The organism is Zunongwangia mangrovi (genome assembly GCF_900112105.1).
Classification (GTDB): Bacteria; Bacteroidota; Bacteroidia; order Flavobacteriales; family Flavobacteriaceae; genus Zunongwangia; species Zunongwangia mangrovi.
On the sequence record NZ_FOKV01000005.1, the window covers coordinates 113,195 to 128,984 of the forward strand.

At 36.9% G+C, this 15,790-nt stretch carries 16 protein-coding genes; 5 read left to right on the forward strand and 11 right to left on the reverse strand.

Annotated features, from left to right (window positions below):
* Positions 1–29: 29 nt before the first annotated feature.
* From murD to mraZ, 7 genes are read right to left on the reverse strand one after another with little or no spacing between them, the layout of a single operon-like run.
* Positions 30–1,367 carry a UDP-N-acetylmuramoyl-L-alanine--D-glutamate ligase gene (gene murD / locus BM201_RS12300; protein ID WP_092543066.1) on the reverse strand — a complete coding sequence of 446 codons (1,338 nt, stop codon included), beginning with the start codon at positions 1,365–1,367 and terminating at the stop codon, positions 30–32.
* A 3-nt stretch (positions 1,368–1,370) separates the two neighbouring features.
* A complete protein-coding gene (gene mraY / locus BM201_RS12305; protein WP_092543068.1) occupies positions 1,371–2,609 on the reverse strand; it encodes a phospho-N-acetylmuramoyl-pentapeptide-transferase in 1,239 nt (412 codons plus the stop codon).
* Positions 2,610–2,633: 24 nt separating this feature from the next.
* The gene (locus BM201_RS12310) at positions 2,634–4,100 is read right to left on the reverse strand and encodes a UDP-N-acetylmuramoyl-L-alanyl-D-glutamate--2,6-diaminopimelate ligase (protein ID WP_092543070.1); all 1,467 of its coding nucleotides are present in this window, start codon (positions 4,098–4,100) and stop codon (positions 2,634–2,636) included.
* Positions 4,097–6,088, reverse strand: coding sequence for a penicillin-binding protein (locus BM201_RS12315; protein ID WP_092543072.1), 1,992 nt, complete (start codon positions 6,086–6,088; stop codon positions 4,097–4,099). The genes BM201_RS12310 and BM201_RS12315 overlap by 4 nt, the downstream gene beginning before the upstream one ends.
* Before the next feature lie 4 nt (positions 6,089–6,092).
* Positions 6,093–6,410: an FtsL-like putative cell division protein gene (locus BM201_RS12320; protein WP_092543074.1), complete on the reverse strand. Its 318-nt coding sequence runs from the start codon at positions 6,408–6,410 to the stop codon at positions 6,093–6,095.
* Between the two features lie 15 nt (positions 6,411–6,425).
* Positions 6,426–7,322: a 16S rRNA (cytosine(1402)-N(4))-methyltransferase RsmH gene (gene rsmH, locus BM201_RS12325; protein ID WP_092543076.1), complete on the reverse strand. Its 897-nt coding sequence runs from the start codon at positions 7,320–7,322 to the stop codon at positions 6,426–6,428.
* Complete coding sequence (gene mraZ / locus BM201_RS12330) at positions 7,309–7,782, reverse strand: division/cell wall cluster transcriptional repressor MraZ (RefSeq protein WP_092543078.1); 474 nt, start codon at positions 7,780–7,782, stop codon at positions 7,309–7,311. The genes rsmH and mraZ overlap by 14 nt, the downstream gene beginning before the upstream one ends.
* A gap of 291 nt (positions 7,783–8,073) precedes the next feature.
* Here mraZ and BM201_RS12335 point away from each other — a divergent pair, with 291 nt between their 5' ends.
* The 3 genes from BM201_RS12335 to BM201_RS12345 all read left to right on the forward strand — a co-directional run bounded on the left by BM201_RS12335 (position 8,074) and on the right by BM201_RS12345 (position 10,232).
* Positions 8,074–8,838: an alpha/beta fold hydrolase gene (locus BM201_RS12335; RefSeq protein WP_092543080.1), complete on the forward strand. Its 765-nt coding sequence runs from the start codon at positions 8,074–8,076 to the stop codon at positions 8,836–8,838.
* A gap of 10 nt (positions 8,839–8,848) precedes the next feature.
* A complete protein-coding gene (gene yihA / locus BM201_RS12340; RefSeq protein ID WP_092543082.1) occupies positions 8,849–9,451 on the forward strand; it encodes a ribosome biogenesis GTP-binding protein YihA/YsxC in 603 nt (200 codons plus the stop codon).
* Between the two features lie 121 nt (positions 9,452–9,572).
* Positions 9,573–10,232: a hypothetical protein gene (locus BM201_RS12345; RefSeq protein WP_092543084.1), complete on the forward strand. Its 660-nt coding sequence runs from the start codon at positions 9,573–9,575 to the stop codon at positions 10,230–10,232.
* Between the two features lie 18 nt (positions 10,233–10,250).
* Here BM201_RS12345 and BM201_RS12350 read toward each other — a convergent pair whose 3' ends face one another.
* From BM201_RS12350 to gldB, 3 genes are all read right to left on the reverse strand, one after another.
* Positions 10,251–10,613 carry a GTPase gene (locus BM201_RS12350; RefSeq protein ID WP_092543086.1) on the reverse strand — a complete coding sequence of 121 codons (363 nt, stop codon included), beginning with the start codon at positions 10,611–10,613 and terminating at the stop codon, positions 10,251–10,253.
* A gap of 184 nt (positions 10,614–10,797) precedes the next feature.
* Positions 10,798–11,136: a gliding motility protein GldC gene (gldC, locus tag BM201_RS12355; protein WP_084841360.1), complete on the reverse strand. Its 339-nt coding sequence runs from the start codon at positions 11,134–11,136 to the stop codon at positions 10,798–10,800.
* Entirely contained in the window at positions 11,136–12,098 is a 963-nt protein-coding gene (gldB, locus tag BM201_RS12360; protein WP_092543088.1) for a gliding motility lipoprotein GldB, read from the reverse strand. Before gldB ends, gldC begins: the two co-directional genes overlap by 1 nt.
* A gap of 109 nt (positions 12,099–12,207) precedes the next feature.
* Here gldB and nadE point away from each other — a divergent pair, with 109 nt between their 5' ends.
* Positions 12,208–12,999 carry an NAD(+) synthase gene (gene nadE, locus BM201_RS12365; RefSeq protein WP_092543090.1) on the forward strand — a complete coding sequence of 264 codons (792 nt, stop codon included), beginning with the start codon at positions 12,208–12,210 and terminating at the stop codon, positions 12,997–12,999.
* Positions 13,000–13,099: 100 nt separating this feature from the next.
* Positions 13,100–13,741 carry a response regulator gene (locus BM201_RS12370; protein WP_092543092.1) on the forward strand — a complete coding sequence of 214 codons (642 nt, stop codon included), beginning with the start codon at positions 13,100–13,102 and terminating at the stop codon, positions 13,739–13,741.
* Between the two features lie 15 nt (positions 13,742–13,756).
* Here BM201_RS12370 and dnaG read toward each other — a convergent pair whose 3' ends face one another.
* Positions 13,757–15,739, reverse strand: coding sequence for a DNA primase (gene dnaG / locus BM201_RS12375; protein ID WP_092543305.1), 1,983 nt, complete (start codon positions 15,737–15,739; stop codon positions 13,757–13,759).
* Between the last annotated feature and the right edge of the window lie 51 nt (positions 15,740–15,790).

Consider the following 15,790-nt stretch of genomic DNA (forward strand, 5'->3'; position numbering starts at 1 on the left):
CGCTCTCTCAGCTTAATCTTGCCGATATTCTATAAATTTCTTACTGCTTCTTTAAACTGTCTTCCGCGATCTTCGTAATTCTCGAAAAGATCGAAACTAGCACAAGCCGGAGAAAGTAAAACCGTATCTCCTTTTTCAGAAAGCCTATACGCCATTTTCACCGCTTCACCCATGCTTTGTGTTTCCATCATTGTTTCAACACAATTCCCAAAAGAATTAATGATTTTGGTGTTATCCACCCCTAGGCAAATAATTGCTTTTACTTTCTCGTTCACTAATGGCAAAAGTTCATCGTAAACATTTCCTTTATCTACACCTCCTAAGATCCAAACGGTTTGCCCTTCCATACTTTCTAAAGCGTAGTAAGTAGCATTAACGTTTGTGGCTTTAGAATCGTTGATGTATTGCACATTATTGATCTTAAGCACTTTTTCTAAGCGATGTTCTACACCCTGAAAGCTTTCCATACTTTCACGGATCGTATTCTTTCTTATTTTTAAAAGCTTTGCCACTGTAGCAGCTGCCATTGCGTTCTTCGTATTGTGTTTACCTTGTAATGTTAAATCTGAAGTAGCCATAGTAAACTCTGTATTTTCTGTCTTTATAATAATTGTATCATTTTCTAAATATGCACCATTCTCTAACTTTCTCTCCAGCGAAAATGGTAGTAACTGCGCCTCAATTTTGTTGTTTTTTAGCCAGTTCGTAATAACTTCGTCATCTGCGTCGTAAATAAAATAATCGTCCTTTGTTTGATTCTTTGTTATCCTGAACTTAGCTTCGATATAATTCTCGAATTTATAATCATATCGATCTAAATGATCTGGAGTGATATTGGTTAAAATCGCAATATAAGGTCTAAACTTTTCAATCCCATCCAACTGAAAACTACTAAGTTCTAACACATAGTAGTCTGGATTTGTTTCTGCTACCTGCTTCGCAAAACTATCTCCTACATTACCGGCCATTCCCACTTTTAAACCAGCATCATTCAATAGATGATCGGTTAATTTTGTGGTCGTGGTTTTTCCGTTACTTCCGGTGATCCCAACAATTACAGCACTGGTATATTCTGCAGCAAATTCTATTTCAGAAATTACAGGAACCCCCTTTTCTCTTAGTGCTTTTATCATTGGCACTGTATCTGGAATACCCGGACTTTTCATCACCACATCGGCATCAAAAATCTGCGATTCGGTATGCTTTTCTTCCTCCCAGTCTATTTCAAGATGTTCAAGAACCTTTTTATATTTTTCTTTAATTTTTCCTTTATCTGAAAGCCAAATCTTGTAGCCTTCTTTCTTTGCCAAAATCGCAGTACCAACACCGCTTTCTCCACCACCAAGTATGACAATTTTCTTACTCAACTTTTATCGAAGTTTAAGTGTCACAATGGTTAAAATGGCCAGAAAAATACCCACTACCCAAAATCGAACAACGATCTTACTTTCATGATGGCCTTTCTTTTGATAGTGATGATGCAAAGGAGACATTAGGAAAATCCTGCGCCCTTCGCCAAATTTCTTTTTAGTGTATTTAAACCAGGATACCTGTAGCATGACAGATAGATTCTCTATTAAGAAAATTCCGCATAAAATTGGTATCAATAATTCTTTTCTAGAAGCAATTGCTAAAACAGCAATAATTCCTCCAATGGTTAAACTCCCCGTATCTCCCATAAAAACCTGTGCGGGATAAGTATTATACCATAGAAAACCGACTAATGCTCCTGCAAATGCCGTTATGTAAATCGTCATTTCTCCGGAACGAGGGATATACATGATATTCAGGTAATCTGAAAAAATGATGTTACCAGAAACCCATGCGAAAATGCCCAGTGTTAGCACAATGATTGCTGAAGATCCTGCGGCAAGTCCGTCGATTCCATCAGTTAGATTTGCTCCGTTTGAAACCGCTGTAACTATAAAGATCACAATTGGGATAAAAATGATCCAGGCGTATTTTGCCAAATCTGGGTTTATCCAGGAGATGATCTTCGAGTAATCAAATTCATTATCTTTTACAAAAGGAATGGTTGTCGTAAGTGTTTTTTGCTCTGGCCCCATTTCTGGAAGATCATTAGCCCCTAACATCATTTCCTGTGAAATAGCTTCTTCAGGATTCGACTTTTCCTTTATGGTAATTCCATCGTGAAAATACATGATGCTTCCAACGATCAAACCTAGCCCTACCTGTCCAAGAATTTTAAACTTACCTGGCAAGCCTTCCTTATCTTTTTTGAATGTTTTTATATAATCATCCAAAAAACCAATGGCACCCATCCAAATGGTAGTGATGATCAATAAAATCACATAAATATTCTCTAATTTGGCCAATAGCAACACTGGTATCAAGGTTGAAATTATGATGATAATTCCTCCCATCGTTGGAGTGCCGGCTTTTTCGGTTTGCCCTTGCAAACCAAGCTCTCTTACGCTTTCGCCGATTTGTTTGGTTTGCAAATAGTTGATTATTCGCTTACCATAAATCGTTGAAATTAACAGCGATAAAAGTATTGCGATTGCCGAGCGGAATGAAAGATATTCAAACAGCTGGGCTCCCGGGAACTGATATTTATCTTCTAAAAATTGAAACAAATAATAAAGCATATCCTTAAATTCTGCCTTTTGGCGTTACTTTTTTAGCTGTTTTAAAAATTCACTCACGATCTTATAATCATCAAAATCATGTTTGTCACCATTAATTTCCTGGTAGGTTTCATGACCTTTCCCGGCGATTAAAATGATATCGTTGGCTTTTGCCATTTGGCAAGCCGTTTTGATCGCCTGTTTTCTATTAGTTACTGAAACTGTTTTATTAAAATTTTGAGGTTCAACCCCTTCTTCTATTTCTTCGATAATGGCATCTGCATCTTCAGTTCTTGGATTATCACTGGTAAAAATTACCTTAGAACTTAAAGCCGAAGCAATATGCCCCATTTTTGGTCTTTTAGTTCGATCTCTATCGCCACCACAACCAACAACCGTAATTAGCTCTTCATTCTTTGTTCTAATTGCGTTAATCGTTTCTAACACATTTTTTAATGCATCTGGGGTATGTGCGTAATCTACAATTGCGGTAATTTTTTCTTCGGAAGAAATGAAATACTGAAAACGCCCATTAACGGAATGTAGCTCACTTATAAACTTCAGGTTTTCTATAGTTTCTAATCCAAGTAATTCCGCAGCGGCATAAATCGCCAAAATATTGTAAGCGTTGAAGCTTCCGATTAACCGAGACCATACTTCCTGGTCGTTGATCTTCAGCAATAATCCTGTAAATTGATTTTCCAGAATTTGAGCTTTATAATCGGCATAATTTTTAAGTCCGTAGGTATACTGTTTCGCGTTGGTATTTTGCAGCATCACTTCGCCATTCTTGTCATCTACATTGGTTAATGCAAATGCTGAAGCTGGCAATTCATCAAAAAACCGCTTTTTCACATCACGATATTCTGCAAAGCTGTTATGATAATCTAAATGATCATGACTAAGATTGGTGAAAATTCCGCCAGCAAATTCTAATCCAGTTGTACGGTGCTGATCGATCCCGTGAGAACTTACTTCCATAAAGCAATATTCTACACCTTCTTCGTTCATTTCAGATAAATAATAATTGATCGTTACCGAATCTGGTGTTGTGCGCACCGCATCATACATTTTGTCGCCAACCATCACTTTTACCGTTGAAAGTAAACCAACTTTAAATCCTGCTTTGGTAAACAGATCATACAATAATGTTGCGATAGTTGTTTTACCATTGGTGCCGGTAACGCCAACCAACTTTAGTTTATCTGAAGGATTTCCGAAGAAATTAGCGGCCATATACGCCAAAGCTTCCTTAGAATTCGCAACCTGAACATAGGTCACTCCATTAACGATGTTTTCTGGAAGTTCTTCACAAATAATCACTAAAGCTCCTTTATTGATCGCTTTTTCGATAAAATTGTGACCATTAGAAAGGCTTCCGGTAATTGCTACAAAAACATCGTTCATTTCAACTTTTCTTGAATCGAAATGAATAGTATTAATAGCTACTGCAGTGTTTCCCACTACAGATTCCATTCTTACTTTGTATAATATGTCCTTAAGTATTTTCAACTTAACTTCAGATTTACTTGTTGGTTACTTTTTATTTTCTGGCCTGCGGTGATCGACTGACTTCTAACAATCCCATCGCCGTTAACCTGTACTTTTAAGCCAAGATTCTCTAAAAGCGGTATAGCATCCATTGCCGGCATACCTTTTACATTTGGCATCACCACTTTTTCTCCCTGAACCTTGGTATAATATTTTTCAAAATCCTGTTCTACTATTTCGCTTTCTACCTCTAAAGAAGGAAGCTCATCCATAATTGGAGTATCTGTATAGATCTTTTGTGCGATTCTTTTAAAAACAGGTGCCGCTACAATATTACCGTAGTAGCCTTTACTTCTTTTCGGCTTATGTACTACCACAATGCAAGAATACTTTGGATTATCTGCCGGAAAATATCCTGCGAAAGATGCAATATATCTTCCTGGTTCTATCCAATATTCGGTTTGACAAGTCCCTGTTTTTCCCGCCATAGAAAAATTAGGTGTATAGATATTCGCTGCAGTACCGCGTTTCACGGTATTCTTCATCATCTCGCGAACTTTTTTTGCAGTTTCTGGAGAACAGATCGCAGGATTAATAACCTCCCGATCCATTTTCACAATGGTCTTATCCCACTCTTTTACTTCTTTGATAAAACGTGGTTTCACCATTTCACCATCATTAGCAATCGCATTGTAAAACGCTAAGGTTTGCAGCGGAGTAATAGCAACGCCGTAACCAAAGGCCATCCAGGGTAGACTTAAACCGTTCCAACCTTTATCATCTGGATGCGGGATGCGAGGTGTTCCCTCTCCTTTTATCTCCAGACCAATTTTACGGGTAACACCCATATCGTCTAATCGATCCACGAATTTCTCAGGGTTATTCTTATATCCCTGCGTGATCATTTTTGTAAAAGCTGTATTCGAAGAAACTTCGAAAGCTCTGGCTGCAGAAATTTTGCCGTAGCCACCATGATGAGAATCACGTACAGCTCTTCCGTAGAAACGAACAACGCCATTTTCTGTATCCACAACCTGGTTAGTATCAATCACACCATCTTCTAAACCAGCAACCATCGCCATTAACTTGAAAGTAGATCCCGGCTCGTGCGCTTCGTAAACCGCATAATTTCTTTTTTCGTAATAGGTCCCTTCATCTGTACGACCAAGGTTAGACATGGCTTTGATCTCGCCTGTTGCGGTTTCCATTACGATTACGGTACCATGTTCAGCTTCAAAATCTTCAAGCTGTTTTAATAGAGCATGATGCGCAATATCCTGAATATTCACATCGATGGTAGAAATCACATCATAACCATCCTTAGGCTCAACTTCATTATTATCGCTAATTGGCTTCCACTGTCCTTTAGCTATCTTTTGCTTTAAACGATGCCCATCTGTTCCTCTTAGATAAGGACCAAAAGCACCTTCTAAACCTACTCTTGTAAAATACCCCTCATCATCCTGTCTCTCGTATCCAACGGTACGCTCGGCCATTTTACCTAGCGGATGCTCTCTAACAGTGCGCTGCTCTACTATAAGTCCGCCTTTGTAAGCTCCCAGATTAAAAATTGGGAACGTCTTGATCTTGATATATTCTGAATATCCAAGACCTCTTGTTATTAAAACATATCTTTGATTATGCGCTCTGGCGGTTCTTAATTTATGTACATAATATGAAGATGTATTTCCCAACATCTTGGCTAACTCTTTAGAAAGTGGCAGCACATTTTCTTCGAATACCTCATCTGAAACTGTTACTGCATCAAACCTGATATCATATTTTGGCACTGAAGCTGCTAAAAGACTTCCGTTAGAATCATAAAGATTCCCACGGTTTGCAGGAATAGTGAAATTTCGATAAACACGTTCTTCTGAAAGTTGTTTATAATGTTCTCCCTCTACAAACTGAATATCCATTAGCTTCACACCAACAGCTATCGCAAAGATGAACATGCATCCTGCAACAAAATATAACCTGTTTAATATGCCTTTATCGGTTGTTGCCATACAACTACTCGCTAACTTTTACTCTTAATTTATATGGTGGAATATCTGAAGGACCAATCCCAATTTTCTTCATTTCGTTGGTAACGGTAGATTCCATTTTGATTTTCATCAAATTAGAACGTCCTTCTAAAAACTCGCTTCTTAACTCTAAAACTTCTTCGTGTAATCGTGCAATTTCATGCACTTTACGCTCTGCGCTATGTGAACTTGCTATCATTATAATGGCCAAAACAGTACAAAAAACGATAAAACGCCAGTTTTTAAAGGCGTCTTCGTTAATCAAAAAATTGGCTTTAAGAATATTGTAAAAACCTTTCTTCATAAATCTACCCCGGTTTTATAGCTTTTTAGCTATTCTTAATTTTGCACTTCGCGCTCTATTATTCTCGCTAATCTCTTTTTTTGAAGGCACAATAAGCCCCCCTACCTTTTTAAAGGGCACTGAAATATTTCCGTAGAAATCTTTTTCAGGCTCTCCTTCAAAAAGTCCGCTTCTTATATATCTTTTCACCAAACGATCTTCCAAAGAATGGTAAGAGATTAAACTAATCCTCCCATTTTTCTCCACTATTTCTTCCGTTTGAAGCAAAAATTCTTTCAGCACTTCTATTTCCTGATTCACCTCTATGCGAATTGCCTGGTAGATCTGCGCTAAAATTTTATTCTCTTTTCCTTTAAATAAGTGAGGCTTTATAAGTTCATTTAAATCTTCACTATTTTCGATTAGATTATTTTTTCGTTCAGCAACGATGATTCTTGCTAATTTTGGAGCATTTTTTAGATCGGCATATTGATAGAATAAACTTTTTAATTGCTCTTCTTCATATTCATTTATAACCTGGTAAGCACTAAGAGAGCTCCCCTGGTCCATTCGCATATCGAGTTTAGCATTAAATCGAGTAGAAAAACCTCGTTCTGCTTCATTAAACTGATGCGAGGAAACTCCAAAATCACCTAAAATTCCATCTACTTTTTTAATACCATAAAACCTCAAAAATCGCTTTAAGAATCTAAAATTTTCATTGATGAGTGTAAAGCGAGGATCATCTATTATATTTTGTAAAGCATCGGTATCCTGATCAAAACCAAAAAGTTTCCCCTTCTTCCCCAATCTGCTTAAAATTTCACGTGAGTGACCACCGCCACCAAATGTAACATCTACATACACGCCATCGGGTTTGATATTCAAACCGTCTACAGACTCCTTTAATAATACCGGATTATGATATTCCATCAACATCGAAATCGTCAATTCCCATTACCTCTTCTGCCAGATCTGCAAAATCATCGCTTGCAGCCTCGATTGCTTCTTCGTACTTATCTTTATCCCAAATCTCCACAATGTTTATTGCTGAAGAAAGCACAATCTCTTTCTTAATACCTGCAAAACCAACAAGATCTTTTGGAATAAGCAACCTGCCATTTCCATCTACCTCTACGGTTTTTACACCAGCTGTGAATCTTCGAATAAAGTCGTTGTTTTTCTTTTTAAAGCGATTAAGTTTGTTCATTCGTTGCATAAGTTTATTCCACTCTTCCATGGGATACAACTCTAAACAAGACTGAAAGACAGCCCTTTTAATCACAAAACCTTCCTGAAGCATAGGCATAAGTTGTTTCTTAAGGGCTGAAGGCACCATAAGCCTACCCTTAGTGTCAACTTTACACTCGTATGTTCCAATAAGATTTACCACAAATTTGCTTTACAAAGTCAAATATATTGAAAATATTACCACTTTTTACCACATCTTCCCACATTGTTGATAAGTTTTCCCGCCGTATTTAACTGAAACACTACCAAATAGCGCTATTCTCTTCGGTTCCAAGAGTTTATTTTCTCCGCTTAAATTTGTGTTAAAATTCCCACTTCCAAATTGCGTTAATAAATATTACTGAAAACCGCTAATCACTTTGCTATTGCTCAAAAATGATTATACTTGTAATGAAATCGCTATATTTGCGATTGCTAACCGCAAAGGGTATCAATGAAAAATAATTTAAGGAAAGAGGGAAAATTCACATATTTAGAGATAGGCGAAGGAACTCCGATAGTTATTTTACACGGACTTATGGGCGGCCTAAGTAATTTTGACGGAGTAGTAGATTATTTCCCTTCCAAAGGATATAAAGTCTTAATCCCAGAACTTCCGCTTTATTCTATGTCCCTTCTTAAAACAAGTGTTGGAACTTTCGCTAAATATTTGAAGGAGTTTGTAGATTTTAAAGGTTTAAACGAAGTTATTCTATTAGGAAATTCCCTAGGTGGGCATATCGCACTGTTAACAACTAAACTTTATCCAGAAATCGTAAAAGGTCTTGTGATCACAGGAAGCTCTGGTCTTTACGAAAATGCAATGGGCGAAAGTTACCCGCGTCGTGGTGATTACGAATTTATAAAAAAGAAAGCCCAAAACGTATTTTATGATCCTGCGGTAGCTACTAAAGAAATTGTAGACGATGTTTATGAGACCGTTGGTGATCGCAATAAACTGGTAAAAACCTTAGCCATTGCAAAAAGTGCTATTAGACACAATATGGCCAAGGATCTACCAAAAATGACTACTCCTACCTGTATCATTTGGGGAAAGAACGATAATGTTACTCCGCCTGAAGTTGCTGAAGATTTTCACCGACTTCTACCAGATTCAGACCTTTATTGGGTAGACAAATGTGGTCACGCCGCCATGATGGAACATCCAGATCTTTTTAACGAGTTATTATCTGACTGGTTAACGAAAAGAAATTTCTAAACATATATCGATGAAGATCAATACTGCTGAATTTGTAATTAGTAACTCTAAAGTTGCTAAATGCCCAAACAGCCCATTACCAGAATATGCTTTTATTGGGCGTAGTAATGTGGGAAAATCTTCATTAATAAATATGCTTACCGGTCGTAAAAGTCTGGCAAAAACCTCAGCAAAACCAGGAAAAACTCAGCTTATTAATCATTTCCTGATCAATAAGAACTGGCATCTTGTCGACCTACCGGGTTATGGTTATGCTAAAGTTTCAAAATCTGCTAAAAGAGTATTTCAGAAATTTATCACCAATTATTTCGAAGAACGCAAGCAATTGGTTTGTGCTTTTGTTTTGATCGATAGTCGTCATAAACCACAGCCTATCGACATGGAATTTATGCAATGGCTAGGCGAACATGCGATCCCATTTTGCATGATCTTTACCAAAGCAGATAAATTGAAGCCTAAAGAGTTAGAGAAAAACATCCAGAATTACCAGCAGGAAATGCTTCAGTTTTGGGAACAAATGCCGCATTTTTTTGTCACATCTTCTACTGCAAAAACCGGCGGAGAAGATATTCTTGAATTTATCGATAATCTTAACAACGAAGTTACCGAGTAAGGTTTAAGTTTTTTTCAGCTATTACTGAAAAAGGAACATAATAAATTCCCTACATTAGATTTCACACATAACCACCCTTGGTGTTTACCAACATCTCCGGGTTTAAGTTTAATATTTCATAATGAATAATCATTTCTATGTATTCGCTTTTATCGTTTTAATACTACAATCTTGTGTAACTCCCAAAATAACAAAAAGTTATCTGGATGAAAATGGGAATACTATTTCAAGAAACAAATTTTACAATGAGTGGCACCATAACGCCAGCAAAGGAAGGTGGGATACAAAAAAAGGGGATACTATTGAAGCCAGATTAACTGCTAAACCTAGAATAGAAAGACTTGAAGGGAATTACCAGTTACTATCTATCATTCTTGAAGAATTAAGCCATAAAAGATATCCTCGCAATACTATTTTTCTAATCTCATACTACTTCAAAGACGATTTATGTAATCCAGCGCGTAATAGCAGTAATAACAATTGGCAAAAACACAGAGTTGCAGCGCTAAGAAAGCACGTAGCACCCCAAAAAGTAACTATAGAAAAACAGTACAAAAATGTAGAAACTTTAGTTATAACTCAGGAAGGGATAAATTATGAACCTATAAAGAATTTTGATTATTTATTTACAGATACTAATAATCGAATATTTAATCATATTTTTAGAGAACCTAGTCTTTGTGGTGGTTTTGCTATTATTAAACCAAACGGTCAGATTTTAGTTTCTAACGGAGAATCAAGATTAGATTTTACCGCACAATATATAGATCCTGAAGTTTGAGAAAAATCTTTCTAAAATTCAAACTCGATTTTCGATAATTTCGATCAATTTTTCTACGGAAGAAATCTCATTAAATTCCTTTGCCGAAATTAGCACCTGAAGATCTCCAATTTCAGCAAAAAGTATCGCCGGAAAATCAAACTTCAGTAAATATTTTGAAGCAAAAGCACTTAGAAACTCATCTTTATGATAAAACTCCATTTCGAGATTCGACGATTTTCGATAGTTTTTCCAGGCTTTCTTTTCTCCAGCCAAACCATGAGTTACCGCACAAAGTTTACAGGAATAGGTTTCTGGTTTCAAAAACTTATGAGCCGAGTCTAAAACAGAATTCCACGTCCCCGAATTTGCGTTATAAACAAAGATGAGTTTCTTATGCAAGATTACTTTTTTAAATGTCCATAATGAGTCATAATGGGCTACCGTTACCCTGAACTTGATTCAGGGTCTCATCCTCAAGGTATGGTTTTATAAATCTCTATGAGATTCCGGATCAAGCCTGCCTCGCCGGCTGGCAGGTCCGGAACGACAAAATCATTAAATATCATAAATAACGGAAAACCAATTACTTTTTGGTTATTTCTAATTTCTCTGCGAAATAATCACAAAAATCGCCCATTGTATCGGCCATTTTATCATCTTGTGTAGCGCGATAGTAAGTCTCTTTCATAGAAACTAAGGTTTGATGAAAGAATTTTTTCATCTCGTCTACCGGCATTTCCTTAGTCCAAAGATCGATTCTAAGCGTTTCCTGCGATTTGCTATCCCACACAGAAAGCATTAATGCTTTAGCCTCTTCTTTATGAATATTACCATCTTCTGCACTCCAATAAATTTCTTCAGGAACCTTGTTTTCATCGGTGATCACTTCAATATTTATATCAGATTTTTTATAAGCTGCCATTATTTCTTTGGTTTATAATTTGCGTTATTAAAAATTGTTTCAGCATCTGCCTGCAACATTTGTTTTACAGAAACTTCGTTTTTATCCATATACGATTTTACCATTTGCCAACCAATATACTGCCCCAGTCTGTCGGGAGTTTCTGCATCTAATGACAAATAAAATTTAGAAAATGGTGCAGGGTATAAAAATCGAGGTGCTAAATTAGAATCTGTATCAAAAATAAGCTCATTATCTACAAAATATCGCCAGATCATTTCTTCGTTATCTTCAGCAAATTGCCATTGCGATTCAGTATAACCAATTTTACGCCAATTTGTTTGCTGTGGAAGCCAAATGTCTTTTAAATACAATAGCTTGCCAAAATAGATCATCTGCGCTAAAAAAGTCCTGGATTTTGCACGCGGAACATACTTTTCAGCAATACTATTTGCCGCATCTGGCACAATTTGATCTTTGGTAAAATTCCGCTTAAAATATTCAACGATACCAATATAGAATTTATGGTCTTCACCAAGATAGGTATCCAGCGACACAAAAAGATAATCGCCGGTATAAATTGTTTTATTTTTATAATCTACTTCTGAAGTCACCGTAATTACATCGGGCGCTTTAAACTCTGGAAAATAATATTTTACATGTTGAAAAAGTGAATAAAACTCATCTTCAGATTCGCTAAAATCGGCATACTTTTTTGCTACTTCCCGGTTAATTTCCAGCTGAATCGTATCCTTCATTTTATTGATCCAAACACTATCGGGATACTGCTGCGGAAATAGATAAGGAAAATCATTTTTTAACTGCGGAAGATCTTTTGGTGAAGCTTCAGCAAAAAGCCTGTCAAAACGTGTAATATCAAAATCTACATCAACTTTAGCTATTTCCTGCTCCTTTTTTGATGCAGAATCACACGAAATTAGACTTAGAAATAGAAAAAAGGCAAATAAAATTCTCTTCATCATAAGCTTTTGTCAAAAATCACGGGTTTTGGCTTTTGCCCTTTTATTAATAATGTTTAAGTATTAGATTTGTGTGCAAAGGTATTATTTACAAACTAATTCACCCAACATTATGCAAACCACAAAAGTAATCGATCACATTGTAAACTGGTTAAAGGACTATGCTAAAAACGCCAAAATGAACGGATTTGTTGTTGGGGTGAGTGGCGGAATCGATTCAGCTGTAACTTCAACACTTTGTGCAAAAACGGGTTTAAATGTTTTGGTTTTAGAAATGCCTATTCACCAGGATCCTTCTCACGTTAGCCGTGCACAAAAACATATTGCTTCTCTAAAAGAACGATTTTCGAATGTTAGCAGCGAACGTGTAGATCTTACGCCGGTTTTCGAAAGCTTTCGAAGTGCTTTACCAGAAGTTGAAGCATCTGCCAATGTAGACCTAAGTTTAGCAAATTCTCGAGCGCGTTTAAGAATGACTACTTTGTACTATTTCGCCGGATTGCATAAGTATTTGGTTGGCGGTACCGGGAATAAAGTTGAAGATTTTGGCGTTGGTTTTTACACAAAATATGGTGATGGCGGTGTAGATCTTAGCCCAATCGCAGATCTTATGAAAAGTGAGGTTTATGCATTAGGAAAAGAATTGGAGGTAATCGAAGACATTATGATCGCCGCACCAAGTGATGGTTTATTTGGTGATAGCCGAAGTGACGAAATGCAACTTGGCGCCAGCTATGATGAATTAGAATGGGCAATGAAAATGCAGGATACCGGTAAAACTGAAGCCGATTTTGAAGGTAGAGAAAAAGAAGTTTACACCACCTATTTAAAACTAAACACAGCGAATTCACATAAAATGGATCCTATCCCGGTATGCGAAATACCTGTTCATCTTAAAAATTAAACGTTTTATCGAAATTGCAGCGATTACAGGAGGTTTATTAGCATTATCACTTAATTTTAGATTAGAGTTACACTTTAAACATAGCTAACTATATCCTAAAATGAGTACCGTTTTAATTGCCGATCAGCACCCCGTAATCGCCGAAAGTATTAAGTATATCTTAGAAACTAACGATTTTATCAACGTCATTGGCCATGCTGCCACAGGTAACGAGCTTTTTAGATTTCTGGAAAACAGGCGACCAGATGTGCTAATGATCGAAATCGATCTGCCGCAATTAAATGGAATTCATGCGTTGCGACAAATTAAACAACAATACCCACATATTAAGATTTTGGTGTTTAGTTGTCATCCAGAGGAAATGTATGCACTAAGTGCTATTAAAGCTGGTGCTGCAGGATATATTTCGAAAACAAATTCGGCTGAAATTGTAAATAAAGCGATCAAACAGGTGGCTCGCGGTGGTATCTATTTGAATGAAGAAATTACTCAGAAATTAAATAGCGGTATATCCAAAGGACAAAATCAGATTTCTAGATTTAAGAAACTTTCTTCTCGTGAAACTGAAGTTCTAAATTTACTTAGTAGTGGTAAGCGTAATAAAGATATTGCTGAAGCTTTAAATATTAACGAAAAAACGGTAAGTACGTATAAAGCGAGATTGCTTAAAAAATTAGATGCCGATAGTATCGCAGATCTTATTACCCAATCCCGACTTTTACAAATAAGTCCTGTAGTTTAAATTCGTGTAGTTGGATTAACTAGTAACTCTATTAAGCTTTTCCTCTATAGTTTTTCGAAGCTGAATATAATCCATTATTTCTTCCAGTTTTTCTGAATTATCAACTTCTGCATTCAACTCGGTTATAGAACCTTGTAACTCCTTGATCTTACTCATCAATAAATGACGACGGAAGTTTAAAATAGTTTCTGAAACCAATCGATCTATCTGCTCATCTTTCGATTTTACGGGAATATCCTGCCGCATCCAGTCACTTAACTGGTATTGTTCCTCAGCCATAAGAATATCGGTCACAATTGCCGATTTTTCAGGTGGCATCTCACTTATAAATTTCTCAATAACTAGCTTTTCTTCCCGATTGTAATATTCAATTAACTGCTCGTATATCGCTCTAAAATCTGGATTGGCCAAAGCAACCTCATCTTCCTGAAGGTCCAGGTAGATCTTACGAGAAACTTTTCGTTCTACGTTCGCACTTTTTAAGATCGGTTCGCCAGATTCATCAGCTTCCAAAAACATTTCTTCAAACTCTCGCTTTTCATTTCCGTAGAGTAATAGCGCACTTACAATGCCTTTTTCAAGCACATGTAATTCGTCTACTCGACGTATAGTTTGTTGTTCTTGTTTTGGTTGATCATCTCTTACAACCTGAAAGCTTTTTTGGTCTTTTTTTGCCGCTCTTTGTTGATCCTGGGCTCCTTTTTTTGTGAGTTGCGCCAGCGTAGAAAATAAAACATCTTCTGAAATATCCATGATCCTGGAACATTCCTGAAGATATACTTCCTGCTGAATGGTATCTGGTATTTTTGCGATACTACTTACCATATCCCGAATTAAAGCCGCCTTTTTCACAGGATCGTTCTTAGCATCTTTCATTAATAAAGACGCCTTAAAACTTATAAAATCGGTCGCGTTTTCTGCTAAAAACTCTTTTAACTCCTCTTCAGAATTTTTACGCGCAAAACTATCGGGATCTTCACCTTCAGGGAAACTGCAAACTTTAACGTTCATTCCCTGCTCCAGGATCAAATCGATCCCGCGCAACGAAGCTCTAATGCCGGCGGCATCGCCATCAAAAAGTACTGTAATATTCTTAGTTAAACGGCTAATCAAACGAATTTGCTCGTTTGTTAATGCTGTTCCCGAAGAAGAAACCACATTCTGTACCCCGCTTTGATGAAACTGAATAACATCTGTATAACCTTCAACCAAATAGCAATTATCTTCTTTTGCTATGGCCTGCTTAGCATACGAAATACCATACAGCACTTTACTTTTATGGTAAATATCACTCTCTGGCGAGTTTAGATATTTTGCAGCTTTTTTATCTGAAGTTAAAATTCGGCCTCCAAAACCTAAAACCCGCCCAGACATCGAATGGATAGGAAACATCACCCTGCCTTTAAAACGATCGAATTGTCGCTCGCCTTTTACGATCGATAAACCAGTTTTTTCCAGGTAGTCCAGTTTATAACCTTCAGCTAAAGCTTCTTTGGTAAAAGCATCCCATTCGTCTAAGCAATATCCAAGCTGAAACTTTTTGATGGTTTCATTCGTAAAACCGCGCTCTTTAAAATAGCTTAGCCCAATAGCCTGGCCGGCATCGGTTTTATGCAGAATCTTCTGAAAATATTTATTGGCAAATTCAGAAACCAGATACATACTTTCACGCTCATTGGCCTGCTCTTTCTGCTCATCGGTTTGCTGAGTTTCTTCAATTTCGATCCCATATTTTTTTGCCAGATATTTTATGGCTTCGGGATAGGTAAAATGTTCGTGCTCCATTAAAAAGGCCACAACATTTCCTCCCTTTCCGCTAGAGAAATCCTTCCAAATTTGTTTTACCGGCGAGACCATAAAACTTGGTGTGCGCTCGTCTGTAAACGGACTTAATCCCTTAAAGTTTGTTCCCGATTTTTTAAGCTGAACAAAATCCTGGATCACCTCCTCTACTCTGGCGGTTTCAAAAACACTATCTATGGTACTTTTAGAAATCAAATTTGGATGTTTTTTGAAGGTTTTCTTATTCTCAGAAAATAGAAAAGACCT

Bases quoted from the DNA above. Each gene is read 5' to 3' on its own strand.
- mraY (WP_092543068.1), bottom strand. From the start codon at position 2,609: ATGCTTTATTATTTGTTTCAATTTTTAGAAGATAAATATCAGTTCCCG.
- BM201_RS12315 (WP_092543072.1), bottom strand. From the start codon at position 6,088: ATGGCAACAACCGATAAAGGCATATTAAACAGGTTATATTTTGTTGCA.
- BM201_RS12320 (WP_092543074.1), bottom strand. From the start codon at position 6,410: ATGAAGAAAGGTTTTTACAATATTCTTAAAGCCAATTTTTTGATTAAC.
- rsmH (WP_092543076.1), bottom strand. From the start codon at position 7,322: ATGGAATATCATAATCCGGTATTATTAAAGGAGTCTGTAGACGGTTTG.
- BM201_RS12335 (WP_092543080.1), top strand. From the start codon at position 8,074: ATGAAAAATAATTTAAGGAAAGAGGGAAAATTCACATATTTAGAGATA.
- yihA (WP_092543082.1), top strand. From the start codon at position 8,849: ATGAAGATCAATACTGCTGAATTTGTAATTAGTAACTCTAAAGTTGCT.
- BM201_RS12345 (WP_092543084.1), top strand. From the start codon at position 9,573: ATGAATAATCATTTCTATGTATTCGCTTTTATCGTTTTAATACTACAA.
- gldC (WP_084841360.1), bottom strand. From the start codon at position 11,136: ATGGCAGCTTATAAAAAATCTGATATAAATATTGAAGTGATCACCGAT.
- gldB (WP_092543088.1), bottom strand. From the start codon at position 12,098: ATGATGAAGAGAATTTTATTTGCCTTTTTTCTATTTCTAAGTCTAATT.
- nadE (WP_092543090.1), top strand. From the start codon at position 12,208: ATGCAAACCACAAAAGTAATCGATCACATTGTAAACTGGTTAAAGGAC.
- BM201_RS12370 (WP_092543092.1), top strand. From the start codon at position 13,100: ATGAGTACCGTTTTAATTGCCGATCAGCACCCCGTAATCGCCGAAAGT.